Raw genomic sequence first — 14,394 nt, 5'->3', positions numbered from 1 at the left:
CCTGAGGAGGTATCCGGAGTTATCCACAGGCCCGCACCCGTCCCGCCCGCCATGGCGTACGGTGCGGCGCATGGCAAGTGTTCTCGTGGTCGAGGACGACCAGTTCGTCCGCTCGGCGCTGATCCGGCAGCTGACCGACGCCTCGCACACCGTGCGCAGCGTCGGCACGGCGCTGGAGGCGCTGCGCGAGGTCGCCCATTTCCGCTTCGACGTGGTCGTCCTGGATCTCGGACTGCCCGATCTCGACGGGTCCGAGGCCCTGAAGATGCTGCGCGGCATCACGGACGTGCCGGTGATCGTCGCCACCGCCCGGGACGACGAGACGGAGATCGTGCGGCTGCTGAACGCCGGTGCGGACGACTATCTGACCAAGCCCTTCTCGGTGGAACACCTCTCGGCCCGGATGGCGGCGGTGCTGCGCCGGGCCCGGTCCGGCGGCGGGGAGGGCGCGTCGTCCCCCGTGATCCGGGTCGGCGGACTGACCGTCGACCCGCTGCGCCGCCAGGCCGAACTGGACGGCGTGCGGCTCGACCTGACCCGGCGTGAGTTCGACCTGCTCGCCTTCCTGGCCGGGCGGCCCGGTGTGGTCGTGCCCCGCAGGGAGCTGCTCGCCGAGGTGTGGCAGCAGTCCTACGGCGACGACCAGACCATCGACGTCCATCTGTCCTGGCTGCGGCGGAAGCTGGGGGAGACCGCCGCCCGGCCCCGCTACCTGCACACCCTGCGGGGGGTCGGCGTGAAGCTGGAACCGCCCGCCGCGCCCCTGCCCGGAGGGGAGCCGCCGCGATGAGGTGGGCGCTGGTCAAGGTGTCGCTGGCGGTGACCGCGATGGTCGTGATCGCGTTCGCGGTGCCGCTCGGACTGGTCGTGCGGGAGATGGCCCGCGACCGCGCCTTCTCGGGCGCCGAGCGGGAGGCGGCGGCCATCGCCCCCGCGCTGTCCATCACCACCGACCGCGACCAGCTCGAGCGGGTCGTCGCCTCCACCGGCTCCGACACCGCCATGGCCGTGCACATCCCGGCCGGCGACGGCAGCGAGGCCCTCGACATAGGCCGCCGGCGGGCCGCCGCCGAGGACGTCGCGGCGGTGCGCAGACTGGGGCGCGCCTCCACCTCCACGGTGCCCGGCGGCTCGACGCTGCTCCAGCCGGTCGCGCTCAGCACCGGTGAGATCGCCGTGGTCGAGGTGTTCGTCCCCGAGTCCGAGGTCACCAACGGCGTCGGCACGGCCTGGGCGGTGCTCGCCGCGGTCGGTGTCGCGCTGATCCTCGGCTCGGTCGCGGTCGCCGACCGGCTGGGCGTGCGGATGGTGCGGCCCGCGAAACGCCTGGTGGAGGGGGCGCACGAGCTGGGCGAGGGGAAGCTGGGGGCCCGGGTCCCCGAGGAGGGGCCGACCGAACTGCGGCTGGCGGCGGTGGCGTTCAACTCCATGGCCGACCAGGTCGTCCAACTGCTCGCCAACGAGCGGGAACTGGCCGCCGACCTGTCCCACCGGCTGCGCACCCCGCTGACCGTGCTGCGGCTCAACGCCGCCTCGCTGGGGGAGGGCCCGGCCGCCGAGCAGACCCGGGCGGCGGTCGAGCAGCTGGAGCGCGAGGTGGACACCATCATCCGCACCGCCCGGGAGGCCAAGCCGCAGACGGCCGCCGCGGGGCCCGGCGCCGGGTGCGACGCGGCCGAAGTGGTGCGCGAGCGGATGGCGTTCTGGTCGGCGCTCGCCGAGGACGAGGGCCGCAAGTGGCGGGTGGCCGGGGCCGACCGGCCGGTGCGCATCCCCGTGGCCCGCGCCGATCTGGCCGCCGCCCTCGACGCCCTGCTCGGCAACGTCTTCCGGCACACCGCCGAGGGCACCGCGTTCGCGGTCGACGTGCACAACGGCGAGGACGCGGTGATCGTGCTCGTCTCCGACGCGGGGCCCGGCATACCCGACCCCGAGGCGGCGATGGCCCGCGGCCGGGGCTCGGGCAGCGACGGCTCGACCGGGCTCGGCCTGGACATCGTGCGCCGGCTCGCGGAGTCGACCGGCGGTGACGTACGGATCGGCTCGTCGGTGCTCGGCGGGACCGAGGTGCGGATCTGGATCCAGCTCGACGGGCGCGAGCGGGCACCCCGGCGGCGCGGGCACCGGGGGGCCGTGCGCCGGCGCGGGCCGGGCCGGCTGGTCCCGATCTTTAACCGCCCCCGATCCCTTCCTTAAGCGCACCCTAAGACCGCCGACGGCCTTCCGGATCGGGAACTTTGTCCGATTCCGGATCGCTAGCGTGCTGCCGCACCCCCCGAACGGCAACGAAGGCAGGCACGCGATGAGCACGCACCGGCGCAGGGTCAGCGGCAGGAACAAGGCGATCGGCGGCGTGGTCGCCGCGGCCGTGGCCGGCGGCGGCGCGCTCCTGTTCACCGGCACCGCCCAGGCGGCCGGGGTCGGCGCGGCGTACACCAGGACCAGCGAGTGGTCGACGGGATACACCGCCCAGTACGTGGTGACCAACGACAGCGGCGAGCGGGACGAGGACTGGACGCTGGAGTTCGACCTGCCCGCGGGCACCGAGCTCGGATCGCTGTGGAACGCCGAGTTCCGGGTGAGCGGCCGGCACGTCACCGTGCGGCCCGCCCAGTGGGACACCGACGGACTGGCCCCCGGCGAGTCGGTCACCGTCGGCTTCGTCGCCAAGGGCACCGGCGAGCCGACCGGCTGCCTCGTCGACGGCGCGAAGTGCTCCGCGGACGGCGGCCCGGCCCCGGAGCCCAGCGGCCGCCCCACCGGGGCCCCGACCCCCACCGGGACCCCGGCCCCCACCGGGCAGCCGACGCCGAGCGGGAAGCCCACGGCGACCGGACAGCCGACGGCGACCCCGACCCCGAAGCCCACGGAGAGCACCGGCAGCGGCACCCCGGCCACCGCCGGTTTCGCCCCCTACGTCGACACCTCCCTCTTCCCGGCCTTCGACCTGGTCGCGAGCGCCGAGGCGACCGGGGTGAAGGACTACAACCTCGCCTTCGTCACCGACGGCGGCGGCTGCACCCCCAAGTGGGGCGGCGTGAGCGACCTCGGCGGCAACGCGGTGGCCGGCCAGATCGGCGCGCTGCGCGCCCGGGGCGGCGACGTCCGCGTCTCCTTCGGCGGCGCGGCCGGCTCCGAACTGGGCACCACCTGCGCCTCCGTGGACGCGCTGGCGGCGGCGTACGAGAAGGTGGTGGACGCCTACGACCTCACCAAGGTCGACTTCGACGTCGAGGGCGGCGCGCTGCCGAACGCGGCGGCCAACACCCGCCGCGCCCAGGCCGTCGCCAGGCTCCAGAAGGACCACCCGGACCTGGACGTCTCCTTCACCCTCCCGGTGATGCCCGAGGGCCTGACCCAGGACGGTGTGAACCTCCTCGAGGACGCGAAGAGGAACGGCGTGCGGATCGACGCCGTCAACATCATGGCGATGGACTACGGTCCCGCCTACAGCGGCGACATGGGCACCTACGCCGAGCAGGCGGCCACCGCCACCCAGGCCCAGATCAAGGGCGTCCTCGGACTGAGCGACGACGAGGCCTGGAAGACGGTCGCGGTCACGCCCATGATCGGCGTCAACGACGTCGTCACCGAGATCTTCGAGGTCGACGACGCCACCCAGCTGGTGAACTTCGCCAGGGCCAAGGGCCTGGCCTGGCTGTCGATGTGGTCCGGCACCCGGGACCGGCAGTGCCCCGGCGGGACCAAGCCGTCCGCCGACCCCACCTGCAGCTCGATCCTCCAGGACCAGTTCGCCTTCACCAAGGCGTTCGCGGCGTACAACTGACCCCCACCGCACCACTGGCCCTCACCGCTGCACTGATCCTCACCGCTCCGCCGGCCCTCACCCGCACCGCGGTCCTCACCGGGGAACGGGCAGGCGCGTGCCCCGGCCGGTCCCCCATCCGGCCGGGGCACGGGTGACGGGTCCGGTGGCAGGTCCGGACCCCGGTACGGGGCGCGGCGCTCCCCCGGGGCGCCGCGCCCCGCCCCCCGCTTCGGAGAGGGTCAGATGCGCTCGGGCTCGGGCAGGGCCCCCGACCTGGCCGCCCGCGCGTACCACAGGGCGCTGGACTTCGGGGTCCGCTGCTGGGTGACGTAGTCGACGTACACCGCGCCGAAGCGCTTGTCGTAGCCGTACGCCCACTCGAAGTTGTCCATCAGGGACCACAGGAAGTAGCCGCGCACGTCCGCGCCGTCGGCGATGGCCCGGCGGACCTCCGAGAGGTGGCCGTGCAGGTAGGCGACGCGCTCCGGGTCGTGCACCCTGCCGTCGGAGTCGGGCTTGTCGTCGTAGGCCGCGCCGTTCTCGGTGACGTAGAGCGGCAGGCCGGGCGCCTCGGCGGTGTAGCGCATGATCAGCTCGTGCAGGCCCGTCGGGTCGACGGACCAGCCCATCTCGGTCTGCTCGCCCGGCGACTGGTGGAAGGCGACGTCGTCCGCGGCGGGCCACGGCGAGTGGTCGCTCGCCCCGTGGCCGTCGGCCCGCGGGCCCTTCGCGTCCGGGTCCGCCGCCGAGACCAGGGTGGGCGTGTAGTAGTTGAGGCCCAGCGCGTCCAGCGGCTGGTGGATCAGGTCCAGGTCGCCGTCCTGGACGTACGACCAGTCGGTGAGCGACGAGGTCGCCTCCAGCAGCGTCTCCGGGTAGGCGCCGTGCAGGATCGGGCCGTGGAAGATGCCGCTGGACAGGTCGTCGATCTTGCGCGCCGCCGCCACGTCCGCCGGGTCGCTCGGCGAGAGGGGCCGCACCACCGAGGAGTTGAGGCTGATCGCGACCGAGTTGCGGGCCGGCATCACCGAGCGCAGGGCCTTGGCGCCCAGGCCGTGCGCCAGGTTGAGGTGGTGGGCGGCCCGCAGCGAGGCCGCCGGGTCGGTGCGGCCGGGGGCGTGCACGCCGGAGGCGTAGCCCAGGAAGGCGCTGCACCACGGCTCGTTGAGGGTGATCCAGTGCTCCACCCGGTCGCCGAGCGCCTCGCCGACGATCTGCGCGTACTCGGCGAAGCGGTACGCGGTGTCGCGCTCCGGCCAGCCGCCCGCGTCCTCCAGCTCCTGCGGCAGGTCCCAGTGGTAGAGGGTGACGGCGGGCTTGATGCCGTGCGCCAGCAGCTCGTCCACCAGACGGCGGTAGAAGTCGAGGCCGCGCTGCACGGCGGGACCGCGGCCGGTGGGCTGCACCCGGGGCCAGGAGACGGAGAAGCGGTAGGCGCTCAGGCCCAGCTCCGCCATCAGCGCCACGTCCTCGCGGTAGCGGTGGTAGTGGTCGACGGCGATGTCACCGGTGTCGCCGCCGGCCGTCTTGCCCGGCGTGTGGCTGAAGGTGTCCCAGATGGAAGGGGTGCGCCCGTCCTCCCGCACCGCCCCCTCGATCTGGTACGCGGAGGTCGCGGCGCCCCAGAGGAAGGCGGGAGGGAAGGTCACCGGGGTCGCCGGCGTGGCGGAGTCAGACATGGAAGCGCTCCCATAGGAGGTCGTGGAGGACCGACGGGTGGAAGAGGGGGATGAGAGGGAGGAGAGAGGAGGAGAGGGGAGAGGAGGGGCCGAGGCGGCGGTGACCCGGCCCCCGGGGTGCTCCGGGTGAGCGGGCGTCAGCCCTTGACGGCACCCTGCATGATGCCGCCCACGATCTGCTTGCCGAAGATCGCGAAGACCAGCAGCAGGGGCAGCGTACCCAGCAGCGCACCCGCCATGATCAGGGACTGGTCCGGGGTGTAACCGCGGCCGAGGCCCGCGACCGCGACCTGCACGGTCGGACTGCCGGTCTGGGTCAGCACCAGGAACGGCCACAGGAAGTCGTTCCAGGTCTGCACGAACATCAGCATGCCGAGCACGGCCATCGCCGGCCGCGCGGCCGGGAACACCACGTGCCACACCACGCGCCAGCTGCTCGCGCCGTCGACCCGGGCGGCCTCGATGACCTCGTCCGGCAGGGCCTGGAGCAGGTACTGCCGCATGAAGAACACGCCGAACGCGCTCACCAGCGACGGGAAGATGACCGCCTGCAGCTGGTCGGACCAGTCGAGCTTGGCGACCATCATGTACAGCGGGATGATGCTGAGCTGCGGCGGCACCATCATCGTGCCGATCACGATCAGCATCAGCGCGTTGCGGCCCTTGAAGCGCAGCTTGGCGAAGGCGAACCCGGCGATCGTCGACAGCACGACGATGGTCACCGCCGAGATGCCCGCCACGATCGTGGTGTTGAGGAAGGCCTCGCCGAGGTTGGCGTCCTTCCAGGCGATCTCCAGGTTCTTGAACAGGTTGGAACCGAACCAGAGCGGCGGCGGGTTCTGCGCCAGCCGCTGGTTGTCCCGGGAGGCGGCGATCGCGGTCCACACCAGCGGGAACAGCGACACGATCGTGAACACGATCAGGATCGCGTACGCGATCGGACCGCCGTGCAGTGTCCCGCCGGCCCGCGCCGACTTCGGCAGGCGCGGGCGCCTGGACTCCTTGGCGGGTGTGGTCTCGGGGGGCGTCACAGTCGTCGTCACGGCCACAACTCCTTAACTGCTGGCGCGCAGCCGGCGCGAGATGAGCTGGTTGATGATGCCGATGACGATCAGGATCGCGAACATCGTCCAGGCGATCGCCGAGGCCCGGCCCAGGTGCTGGTTCACCCAGCCCTGCTCGTACAGGTACAGGCCGAGCGTCTGGAACTGGTGCTCCGCGCCGCCGGACGCGCCCTTGTTGGCGTCGAACAGCAGCGGCTCGCCGAAGACCTGGCTGGCGCCGATGGTGGAGACCACCACCGTGAACAGGATCGTCGGGCGCAGCGAGGGCAGCGTCACGTGGATGAACTGCTTCCAGCGGCTGGCGCCGTCCAGCGCCGCCGACTCGTACAGGTCCTGCGGGATCGCCTGCATCGCGGCCAGGTAGATCAGCGCGTTGTAACCGGTCCAGCGCCAGATGATGATCGCCGACACGGCGAACTGCGAGGGCCACTTGTCACCCTGCCAGTCGACCGGGTCGATCCCGACGAAGTCGAGCACCCAGTTGATCATGCCGTAGTCGTAGCCGAAGAGCAGCACGAACACCAGGGAGGCGGAGGCGATCGAGGTGGCGTACGGAGCGAGCATCGCGACCCGGTAGAAGGTCGAGGCCCGCAGCTTGTAGTTGAGGATGTGGGCGATGCCCATCGCGATCAGCAGCTGCGGAACGGTCGCGATGATGCCGATGGTCAGGGTGTTCTGCGCCGCGTTCCAGAAGAACTCGTCATCGAAGATCCGGGTGTAGTTCTTCAGCCCGACCCAGCTCATGTCGGTCGGGGCGGTCAGCTCCACCTGGTGCAGCGAGGCCCAGCCCGTGTAGATCAGCGGGAACAGGCCGAAGGCGAGGAACAGCAGGAAGAACGGCGAGACGAACGCGTACGGGCTCCAGCGCATGTCGCGCTGCCAGCGCCGGGACAGCTTGGCCCGGCGTCGCTGGTCCTCGTCCATGGGCGCGGAGCCCTTGGACGGACGGCCCGGGGCCGCGCCCCCCTTGGAGGGGAGCGCGGCGGTGTCGTGGCGGGTGGCCATGCGGGTCACTTGTCCAGGCTGTTGTCGATGGTCTTGGTGGCCGTCTCCCAGGCCTCCTTGGGGACTTGCCCTTGGTCACCAGGATGACGCCGTTGTCCGTCAGACCCTGCTGGATGATCTGGTCCTTCGGGCCGATGACCTGGTCCGGGATCTGCTTGGCGGCCTCGGAGAAGATCTTGCCGATCGGGGAGTCACCGGTCATCTCGTTCTTCGCGCCGGTCACCTCGGGGCTGTCGTACGCGCCCGGGGTGCTCGGGAAGCTGCCCTGCACCTTGAACAGCTTCGTCTGCTGCTCGGGCGCGGTCAGCCAGGCCACCAGCTTCTGCGCCTCCTCGACGTTCTTGCCGCTCTTCGGCACGCCGAGGAAGGAGCCGCCCCAGTTGCCGGACTTGGGCGCCACGGCCACGTCCCACTTGCCGGCGGCGTCCGGCTGCGACTTGCCCTTGATGGTGCCGAGCATCCACGGCGGGCAGGCGACGGTGGCGAACTTGCTGTTGGCGATGGTCGTGTCCCAGGCCGGCTGGAACTGCGTCTGCGACTGGACCAGGCCCTTCTCGGCGGCCTCGGCGGTCAGGTCGAAGGCGTTCTTGACGGCCGGGTTGGTCTTGTAGATGACCTCGCCGGAGGCGTCGTAGAACTTCTCCTTCTCACTGCTGAGGACGGCGTTGAGCAGGCCGCCGGGGGAGTCCATGAAGAAGGTGTCCTTGCCGGCCTTCTTCTTGTACTTCTCACCGGTCTCGATGAACTTGTTCCAGTCGCCGGCCCACAGCTTGCCGACCTCCTCGCGGTCGGTCGGCAGGCCGGCCTTCTCGAAGAGGTCCTTGCGGTAACAGATCGCCATCGGGCCGATGTCGGTGCCGAGGGCGACGGTCCGGCCGTCCTTGGTGGTGGCCTGCTGCCACTTCCAGCTGAGCCAGTTGTTCTTGTCCACGCCCTCGGCCTTGGACATGTCCGTGAACTTGTCCGCCTGGGTGCCGACGATCTCGGCGATGTTGGCGATCTCGATGGCCTGGATGTCCATCAGACCGCTGTTGGTGGTGAGGTGGTTGAGCAGCGGGGGGTAGTAGTTCTCGTTCCGCTCGATGACGTTCTGCTCGATCTTGATGTCCGGGTTCAGCTTCTCGTACTCGGCGTAGAGGCCGGCTTCCTTGAAGCCCATGGTGCCGAACAGACCCAGCGTGATGGTGGTCTTGCCCTCGCCGCCCGACGAGGAGTCGGAGCCGCCGTCGTCGCCGTCGTCGGCACAGCCGGCCAGCATCCCGGTGCTCAGCGCGACCGCCGCTGCGACGGCCAGTGCCCTGCGGGCGATGGGCTTCCCCCCGCCCGAGCGCTGCCGAGAGAGGGGGAGGGTACGTGCTCGCATTGCGTCCTCCTGTTGCCCTGACGTGCCGACCCCCCGGCCAACGGCATTGTTGGGCCCGTGTCTTGCTCGCTGCGGCTCGGGCGGGGAACGTGCGGGTTGTGTATGTGTCAGGTACTGTGGGAGCGCTCCCACAAGTGATGTGTTGAAGAGTCGCGGGTTCGGGCGGGGGTGTCAAGGGAGCAGACACGGCAAAGTGCGTTCAGTTATCGGCCCGTTAACTGGACGCGCTCGCCCCGCCCCCGGAGGCCCGGGGTCCGTGAGCCGCCCTCCCGGCGACGGTCACGACCGCGCACGGGGCTGTTAGATTCCAGGCCAGCGTGACACACGACGGAAGGCGGAGCCGATGGCAAGCCACGGAGCGCGGGGCCGGAGCGGCGGCCGGCCCACCCTTGAAGAGGTGGCGGCGCGCGCCGGCGTGGGCCGCGGCACGGTCTCCCGGGTGATCAACGGCTCGCCCCGGGTGAGCGACGCCACCCGGGCCGCCGTGGAGGCCGCGGTCGCGGAGCTCGGTTACGTCCCGAACACCGCCGCCCGCGCCCTGGCCGCCAACCGCACGGACGCCATCGCGCTGGTCGTCCCCGAGCCGGAGACCCGGTTCTTCGCCGAGCCGTACTTCTCGGACATGCTCCGGGGTGTCGGGGCGGCGCTGTCCGACACCCAGATGCAGCTGCTGCTGATCTTCGCGGGCAGCGACCGGGAGCGGCAGCGGCTCGCCCAGTACCTGGCCGCCCACCGCGTGGACGGCGTGCTGCTGGTCTCGGTGCACGCCGACGACCCGCTGCCCGACATGCTGGCCCAGCTGGAGATCCCGGCGGTGATCAGCGGTCCCCGCTCGGCCGCGGAGACGCTCACCTCGGTGGACTCGGACAACTACGGCGGCGCCCGCCAGGCGGTCGAGCACCTGATCGGCCGGGGCCGGCGCACCATCGCCCACATCACCGGCCGCCTCGACGTGTACGGCGCCCAGCGCCGCATCGACGGCTACCGGGACGCCCTGCGTGACGCGGGCCACGAGGTGGACGAGCTGCTGATCGAGGCCGGCGACTTCTCCGAGGACGGGGGCCGGCGCGCGATGGCGGCCCTGCTGGAGCGCCGCCCCGACCTGGACGCGGTCTTCGCCGCCTCCGACGTCACCGCGGCCGGCGCCCGCCAGGTCCTGCGCGAGGCGGGCCGCCGCATCCCCGACGACGTGGCCCTGGTCGGCTACGACGACTCCGCCATCGCCCGCCACATGGAACCGCCGCTGACCAGCGTGCGCCAGCCCATCGAGGAGATGGGCCACCGGATGATCGACCTGCTCCTCGCCGAGATCGCCGACCGCCGCCCGCCCGCGTCCCGGGAACTGGACCGGCGGCAGATGGTGCTGGCCACGGAGCTGGTGGCGCGGGCCTCGTCCTGAAGGCACTGAGGGCGCTGAAGGCGCTGAAGGCGCTGAGGGCCTTGGGAGCCCTGAGGCCCGCGGGTCCCGGCGGGTCACCGGCCGGGTGCCGGTGGCCGTCGTCGTCCGCACGCCGCTCGGCCCGGGAGCGGGGAGACCCCGCGAGGCGGGAGGCGCGGGGAGGAGGGGCGCATCGGGCCGATGGCGCCGGCGCCCCACATGAGGACCGCGCGTCCCCGGCGGGCCCCGGACGGACGGGCGCCGGGCCGACGCCCCCGTGCGGGGCGTCACTCCGGGGATCGCTGAGGGAAGGTCCCGGAAACGAGTTCAGCCGGTGACTTCGACGGGAAGTCACCGGCTGACTGCTGAGGGTGAGTGACGGGACTCGAACCCGCGGCATCCTGGACCACAACCAGGTGCTCTACCAGCTGAGCTACACCCACCATGACCTTGTCGGCTGGGATCAGTTCCTTCCCCGACCGGCCGAGAAAAAGTGTACAGGGTCCGAAGGGGTGCTCGCGCACGGCTTTCCGCGGCGCCCCCGGACGGCCCCCCGATCCGCCTACTGCGCGGGCAGGACGTGCCTCGCGGCGATCTTCCTCGCGGTGTCCGAGTCGGGCCCGGGCTGCGGCACGAAGACGGCCTCGCGGTAGTAGCGCAGCTCCGCGATGGACTCGCGGATGTCGGCGAGGGCGCGGTGGTTGCCGTTCTTCTCGGGGCTGTTGAAGTACGCCTTCGGGTACCAGCGGCGGGCCAGCTCCTTGACGCTGGACACGTCCACGATGCGGTAGTGCAGGTAGTCCTCCAGCGTCGGCATGTCCCGCAGCAGGAAGCCGCGGTCGGTGCCGACGGAGTTGCCGCACAGGGGCGCCTTGCCGGGCTCCTTGACGTGCTCCTTCACGTAGGCGAGGACCCGCTGCTCGGCGTCCTCGAGCGTCGTGCCGTTCGGGAGCTCGGCGAGCAGCCCGGACGCGGTGTGCATCTGACGCACCACCTCCGGCATCGTCTCCAGGGCCCGCTCCGGCGGGCGGATGACGATGTCCACGCCCTCACCGAGGACGTTCAGCTCGGAGTCGGTGACGAGGGCGGCCACCTCGATGAGCGCGTCGTCCGACAGCGAGAGGCCGGTCATCTCGCAGTCGATCCACACCATGCGATCGTTCATGTGTCTCACCTTACGGCGCGCCGTGGTGGAGTGAGCCCGGTGGTGAAGGGCCCGGTGACGGCCGCCCCGGCGCGGGCGCGGCCGGGGGCTCCGCCGGGTGCCGGCCGGTCCGGTGCGGTGCGGGGGGCCGGGCCGCGCCGGGCCGGTGGGCGCGCGGGTTCCGCGGGCCTCCGCGGGGTGTTCCGCGCGCGGACGAGCGGGGCCGGGGACGTGTGTCTCCGGCCCCGCTCGGTGCCTGCCGCCTACGCCGCGCGCGTCACGTCGTGCCGCGCTGCCCCGGGACGCCCGCCCGTGACGGGACGTAGGCCTCGCGGCCGGAGTCCGCCGCGGAGGCCGAGGCCGTCAGGGACGGGCCCAGGGCGCTCGCCGCCGCGGTGCGGCGGGACTGGTGCGGCACGGGGTTCTCCGGGTGCAGGGCGGCCGCCTGTCCCGGATGGCCCGCCTGTCCCGGATGACCCGGCAGCCCCGGATGGCCCTGCTGGCCGGGCGGGACGCCCCCCGGGGTGCGCGCGGTGCCGTCGGTGTCCTGGCTCCGGTCGGACTGCGGGCGCCGCGCGCGGTACGCGGCCCGGTAGGCGGCCGGGGACGAGCCGAGCTGGCGCCGGAAGTGGCCGCGCAGGGCGACCGGCGAGCGGAAGCCGCAGCGGCCGGCGACCTCGTCCACCGAGTAGTCCGACGTCTCCAGCAGGCGCTGCGCCTGCAGCACCCGCTGCGTGATCAGCCACTGCAGCGGCGCGCTGCCGGTCAGCGAGCGGAACCGGCGGTCGAACGTACGGCGGCTCATGTACGCGCGGGCCGCCAGCGTCTCCACGTCGAACTGCTCGTGGAGGTGCTCCAGCGCCCAGGCGACGACCTCGGCGAGCGGGTCGGCGCCGATCTCCTCCGGTAAAGACCTGTCGAGGTAGCGCTCCTGGCCGCCGCTGCGGCGCGGTGGGACGACCAGGCGCCGGGCGAGCGCCCCGGCCGCCTCGTTGCCGTGATCGGTGCGCACGATGTGCAGGCACAGGTCGATCCCGGCCGCCGTGCCCGCGGAGGTCAGCACGTCACCGTCGTCCACGAAGAGTTCCCGTGGATCGACGTGCACCGACGGATAGCGTTTGGCAAGCGTCGGCGCGTACATCCAGTGGGTGGTCGCGGGCCGGCCGTCCAGCAGGCCCGCCGCCGCGAGGACGAAGGCGCCGGTGCACAGCCCGACGATGCGGGCGCCCTCCTCGTGGGCCCGGCGCAGCGCGTCGAGCGCCTCCTGGGGCGGTGGTGAGGTGATCGAGCGCCAGGCCGGCACCACGACGGTGCCCGCCCGCGATATCGCCTCCAGGCCATGCGGCGCGGTGAGTTCCAGGCCCCCCGTGGTCCGCAGCGGGCCTTCTTCGCCGCCGCACACCAGCAGGCGGTAGCGCGGCACGCCGGCGTCCTGGCGGTCAACCCCGAACACCGACAGCGGTATGGAACTCTCGAAGATGGGGCCGCCGCTGAACAGCAGCACCGCGACGATCTCCTTGCGACGGCGCCCGGCGAGTTTCCGGGCCGCGGTTTCCGGCGCGGCAGTGGAGTCGTGGCTCATCCTGCTAAGCCCCCCTCGGTGGTCGCGGCTCCTCGGTTGTGTCGCTCCTGCACGTTTCCCCTCGGTCCTGCACGAGTCCCCCGCCGTAAGACAGTCAAGATCGAATCTACTGCGTTCCGCCCTGCCCCGGTGGCCAGTTAGGCATCCGGTGCATTGTCGACTTGGCAACTTGGCGTGAAGCATTCGATCACGAAGCGTTGCACTCGCGGGCCGCGCAGGGAAGTACGCCTCGTCGCAGTGGCCAATCCCCGTAGGGTGCGCAAGCCCCCTGTGGTCCTTTCCGTGCAGGTCGAACGGGGGTTGGGGGGCGGTTGCGGCAGGGGATGCACGAGAACCAGAAGTTGGCTGAAAAGATACGGGTGGGTGCACGGAAACCGGTCAGGTGACCGGTGTTTTTCCGGTGCTGCGCGGTCCCGCCCGGGGGCGGTGGCGGGTCCGGGCGCGTTCCGCTCCTTGTGGTGTGGCTCACGGGGTCCGCGGTGCGGGCCGCACCGCCGGCCCGCCGCGCGTCCGGGCCGGACGGGGTCCCGGCCACCCCCTCCGGCGGCCGGGTGAACCCCGCGCAAACCGGCTGTACGGCACAGCAACCATTGCGTTACGGGCGCCCTCTCGTGCATGCTCCGGGGAACCCGCGAGCCAGCGTGCGCGGTATCTGGGCAGAGGAGGCGTGCCGCCGTACCCTTGGGGGTATGGGGTTGGGAAGATGATTCCCGGACACAGCTCCGCCGCACACTGTCGTCCCCATCAAAGGATCACCACTCCGAGACAGCCATGGCCGGTCACGAATTCTTCGAACCCGCGGACCGCAAGCGGCCGGTCGCCGACCCCACGGCGGCCGATCCCGCGGCGGCGGAGGAGCCGCGCCACGCGTGCGACCCCGCGTTCCGGCACGGTGTGGTCGTCGGCTTCGACGGCTCGACCTCCAGTGAACGGGCCCTCGCCTACGCGATCGGCATGGCGCGCCGGCTCGGCTCGGGCCTGATCATCGTCCATGTCGCCAACCGGCTGCCCACCACGGTGTGGGCGGGCTGCGAGCCCCCGGTCTTCGTGGACGTCCCGGACCACCGCACGGAGGTGCTCGGCCTCGAGCTCGCCTGTGCGGACTACCTCACCGAGGTGCCCTGGATCCTGGTCGAGCGCGGTGGCGACATCTGCCACGAACTCGAGGAAGTGGGCCGGGAGTACGAGGCCGACGCGATCGTGGTCGGCTCCACCCACGGCATCGTGGGCCGGATCTTCGGCTCCGTGGCCGGCCGGCTCGCCAAGCGGGCGCAGCGGCCCGTCGTCGTCATCCCGTAGTCCGTCGGCCCGCCATCAGCCGCGCCCCGGAACGCGTTCCCCCCGGAACCCGTCCTCCGCAACCCGTTCCCCCGGAACCCGTCGGTCCCGCAACGTGCCGACTCCCGGAGG

10 protein-coding genes, 1 tRNA gene and 1 pseudogene are annotated in these 14,394 nt (G+C 72.1%); 5 read left to right on the top strand and 7 right to left on the bottom strand.

Annotated features, from left to right (window positions below):
• Window positions 1–70 precede the first annotated feature (70 nt).
• The 3 genes from GL259_RS15250 (at window position 71) to GL259_RS15240 (ending at window position 3,787) form a co-directional block, all read left to right on the top strand.
• A complete protein-coding gene (locus GL259_RS15250) occupies window positions 71–790 on the top strand; it encodes a response regulator transcription factor (RefSeq protein WP_208026474.1) in 720 nt (239 codons plus the stop codon).
• Window positions 787–2,196: a HAMP domain-containing sensor histidine kinase gene (locus tag GL259_RS15245; RefSeq protein WP_159533086.1), complete on the top strand. Its 1,410-nt coding sequence runs from the start codon at window positions 787–789 to the stop codon at window positions 2,194–2,196. Before GL259_RS15250 ends, GL259_RS15245 begins: the two co-directional genes overlap by 4 nt.
• Before the next feature lie 106 nt (window positions 2,197–2,302).
• A complete protein-coding gene (locus tag GL259_RS15240; RefSeq protein ID WP_159533084.1) occupies window positions 2,303–3,787 on the top strand; it encodes a cellulose binding domain-containing protein in 1,485 nt (494 codons plus the stop codon).
• 221 nt (window positions 3,788–4,008) lie between these two features.
• Here GL259_RS15240 and GL259_RS15235 read toward each other — a convergent pair whose 3' ends face one another.
• From GL259_RS15235 to GL259_RS15220, 4 genes and pseudogenes are all read right to left on the bottom strand, one after another.
• Window positions 4,009–5,448, bottom strand: coding sequence for a GH1 family beta-glucosidase (locus GL259_RS15235; RefSeq protein ID WP_159533082.1), 1,440 nt, complete (start codon window positions 5,446–5,448; stop codon window positions 4,009–4,011).
• 137 nt (window positions 5,449–5,585) lie between these two features.
• Entirely contained in the window at window positions 5,586–6,479 is an 894-nt protein-coding gene (locus tag GL259_RS15230) for a carbohydrate ABC transporter permease (protein ID WP_243762567.1), read from the bottom strand.
• 24 nt (window positions 6,480–6,503) lie between these two features.
• Window positions 6,504–7,517 carry a sugar ABC transporter permease gene (locus tag GL259_RS15225; RefSeq protein WP_159538661.1) on the bottom strand — a complete coding sequence of 338 codons (1,014 nt, stop codon included), beginning with the start codon at window positions 7,515–7,517 and terminating at the stop codon, window positions 6,504–6,506.
• 5 nt (window positions 7,518–7,522) lie between these two features.
• A pseudogene (locus GL259_RS15220) lies at window positions 7,523–8,880 on the bottom strand (ABC transporter substrate-binding protein).
• Between the two features lie 343 nt (window positions 8,881–9,223).
• On the opposite strand from GL259_RS15220, the gene GL259_RS15215 reads away from it, so the two are divergent.
• Window positions 9,224–10,279 carry a LacI family DNA-binding transcriptional regulator gene (locus GL259_RS15215; RefSeq protein ID WP_159533078.1) on the top strand — a complete coding sequence of 352 codons (1,056 nt, stop codon included), beginning with the start codon at window positions 9,224–9,226 and terminating at the stop codon, window positions 10,277–10,279.
• Between the two features lie 349 nt (window positions 10,280–10,628).
• Here the strand turns inward: GL259_RS15215 and GL259_RS15210 are convergent.
• The 3 genes from GL259_RS15210 to GL259_RS15200 form a co-directional block, all read right to left on the bottom strand.
• Window positions 10,629–10,701 (bottom strand) — tRNA-His (locus GL259_RS15210).
• A gap of 119 nt (window positions 10,702–10,820) precedes the next feature.
• Window positions 10,821–11,423: an oligoribonuclease gene (gene orn, locus GL259_RS15205; RefSeq protein ID WP_159533076.1), complete on the bottom strand. Its 603-nt coding sequence runs from the start codon at window positions 11,421–11,423 to the stop codon at window positions 10,821–10,823.
• Window positions 11,424–11,679: 256 nt separating this feature from the next.
• On the bottom strand, window positions 11,680–12,984 hold the full coding sequence (locus GL259_RS15200) for a helix-turn-helix domain-containing protein (RefSeq protein WP_159533074.1): 1,305 nt from the start codon (window positions 12,982–12,984) through the stop codon (window positions 11,680–11,682).
• A 771-nt stretch (window positions 12,985–13,755) separates the two neighbouring features.
• On the opposite strand from GL259_RS15200, the gene GL259_RS15195 reads away from it, so the two are divergent.
• Window positions 13,756–14,283 carry a universal stress protein gene (locus GL259_RS15195; protein ID WP_159533072.1) on the top strand — a complete coding sequence of 176 codons (528 nt, stop codon included), beginning with the start codon at window positions 13,756–13,758 and terminating at the stop codon, window positions 14,281–14,283.
• Window positions 14,284–14,394: the final 111 nt, after the last annotated feature.

This window comes from Streptomyces sp. Tu 3180, from assembly GCF_009852415.1.
Classification (GTDB): Bacteria; Actinomycetota; Actinomycetes; order Streptomycetales; family Streptomycetaceae; genus Streptomyces.
This window is presented reverse-complemented; position numbering and strand designations above follow the sequence as displayed.

Coding starts and splice junctions, on each gene's coding strand:
- GL259_RS15225 (WP_159538661.1), bottom strand. CDS start 7,517: ATGGCCACCCGCCACGACACCGCCGCGCTCCCCTCCAAGGGGGGCGCG.
- GL259_RS15250 (WP_208026474.1), top strand. CDS start 71: ATGGCAAGTGTTCTCGTGGTCGAGGACGACCAGTTCGTCCGCTCGGCG.
- GL259_RS15245 (WP_159533086.1), top strand. CDS start 787: ATGAGGTGGGCGCTGGTCAAGGTGTCGCTGGCGGTGACCGCGATGGTC.
- orn (WP_159533076.1), bottom strand. CDS start 11,423: ATGAACGATCGCATGGTGTGGATCGACTGCGAGATGACCGGCCTCTCG.
- GL259_RS15240 (WP_159533084.1), top strand. CDS start 2,303: ATGAGCACGCACCGGCGCAGGGTCAGCGGCAGGAACAAGGCGATCGGC.
- GL259_RS15200 (WP_159533074.1), bottom strand. CDS start 12,984: ATGAGCCACGACTCCACTGCCGCGCCGGAAACCGCGGCCCGGAAACTC.
- GL259_RS15195 (WP_159533072.1), top strand. CDS start 13,756: ATGGCCGGTCACGAATTCTTCGAACCCGCGGACCGCAAGCGGCCGGTC.
- GL259_RS15235 (WP_159533082.1), bottom strand. CDS start 5,448: ATGTCTGACTCCGCCACGCCGGCGACCCCGGTGACCTTCCCTCCCGCC.
- GL259_RS15215 (WP_159533078.1), top strand. CDS start 9,224: ATGGCAAGCCACGGAGCGCGGGGCCGGAGCGGCGGCCGGCCCACCCTT.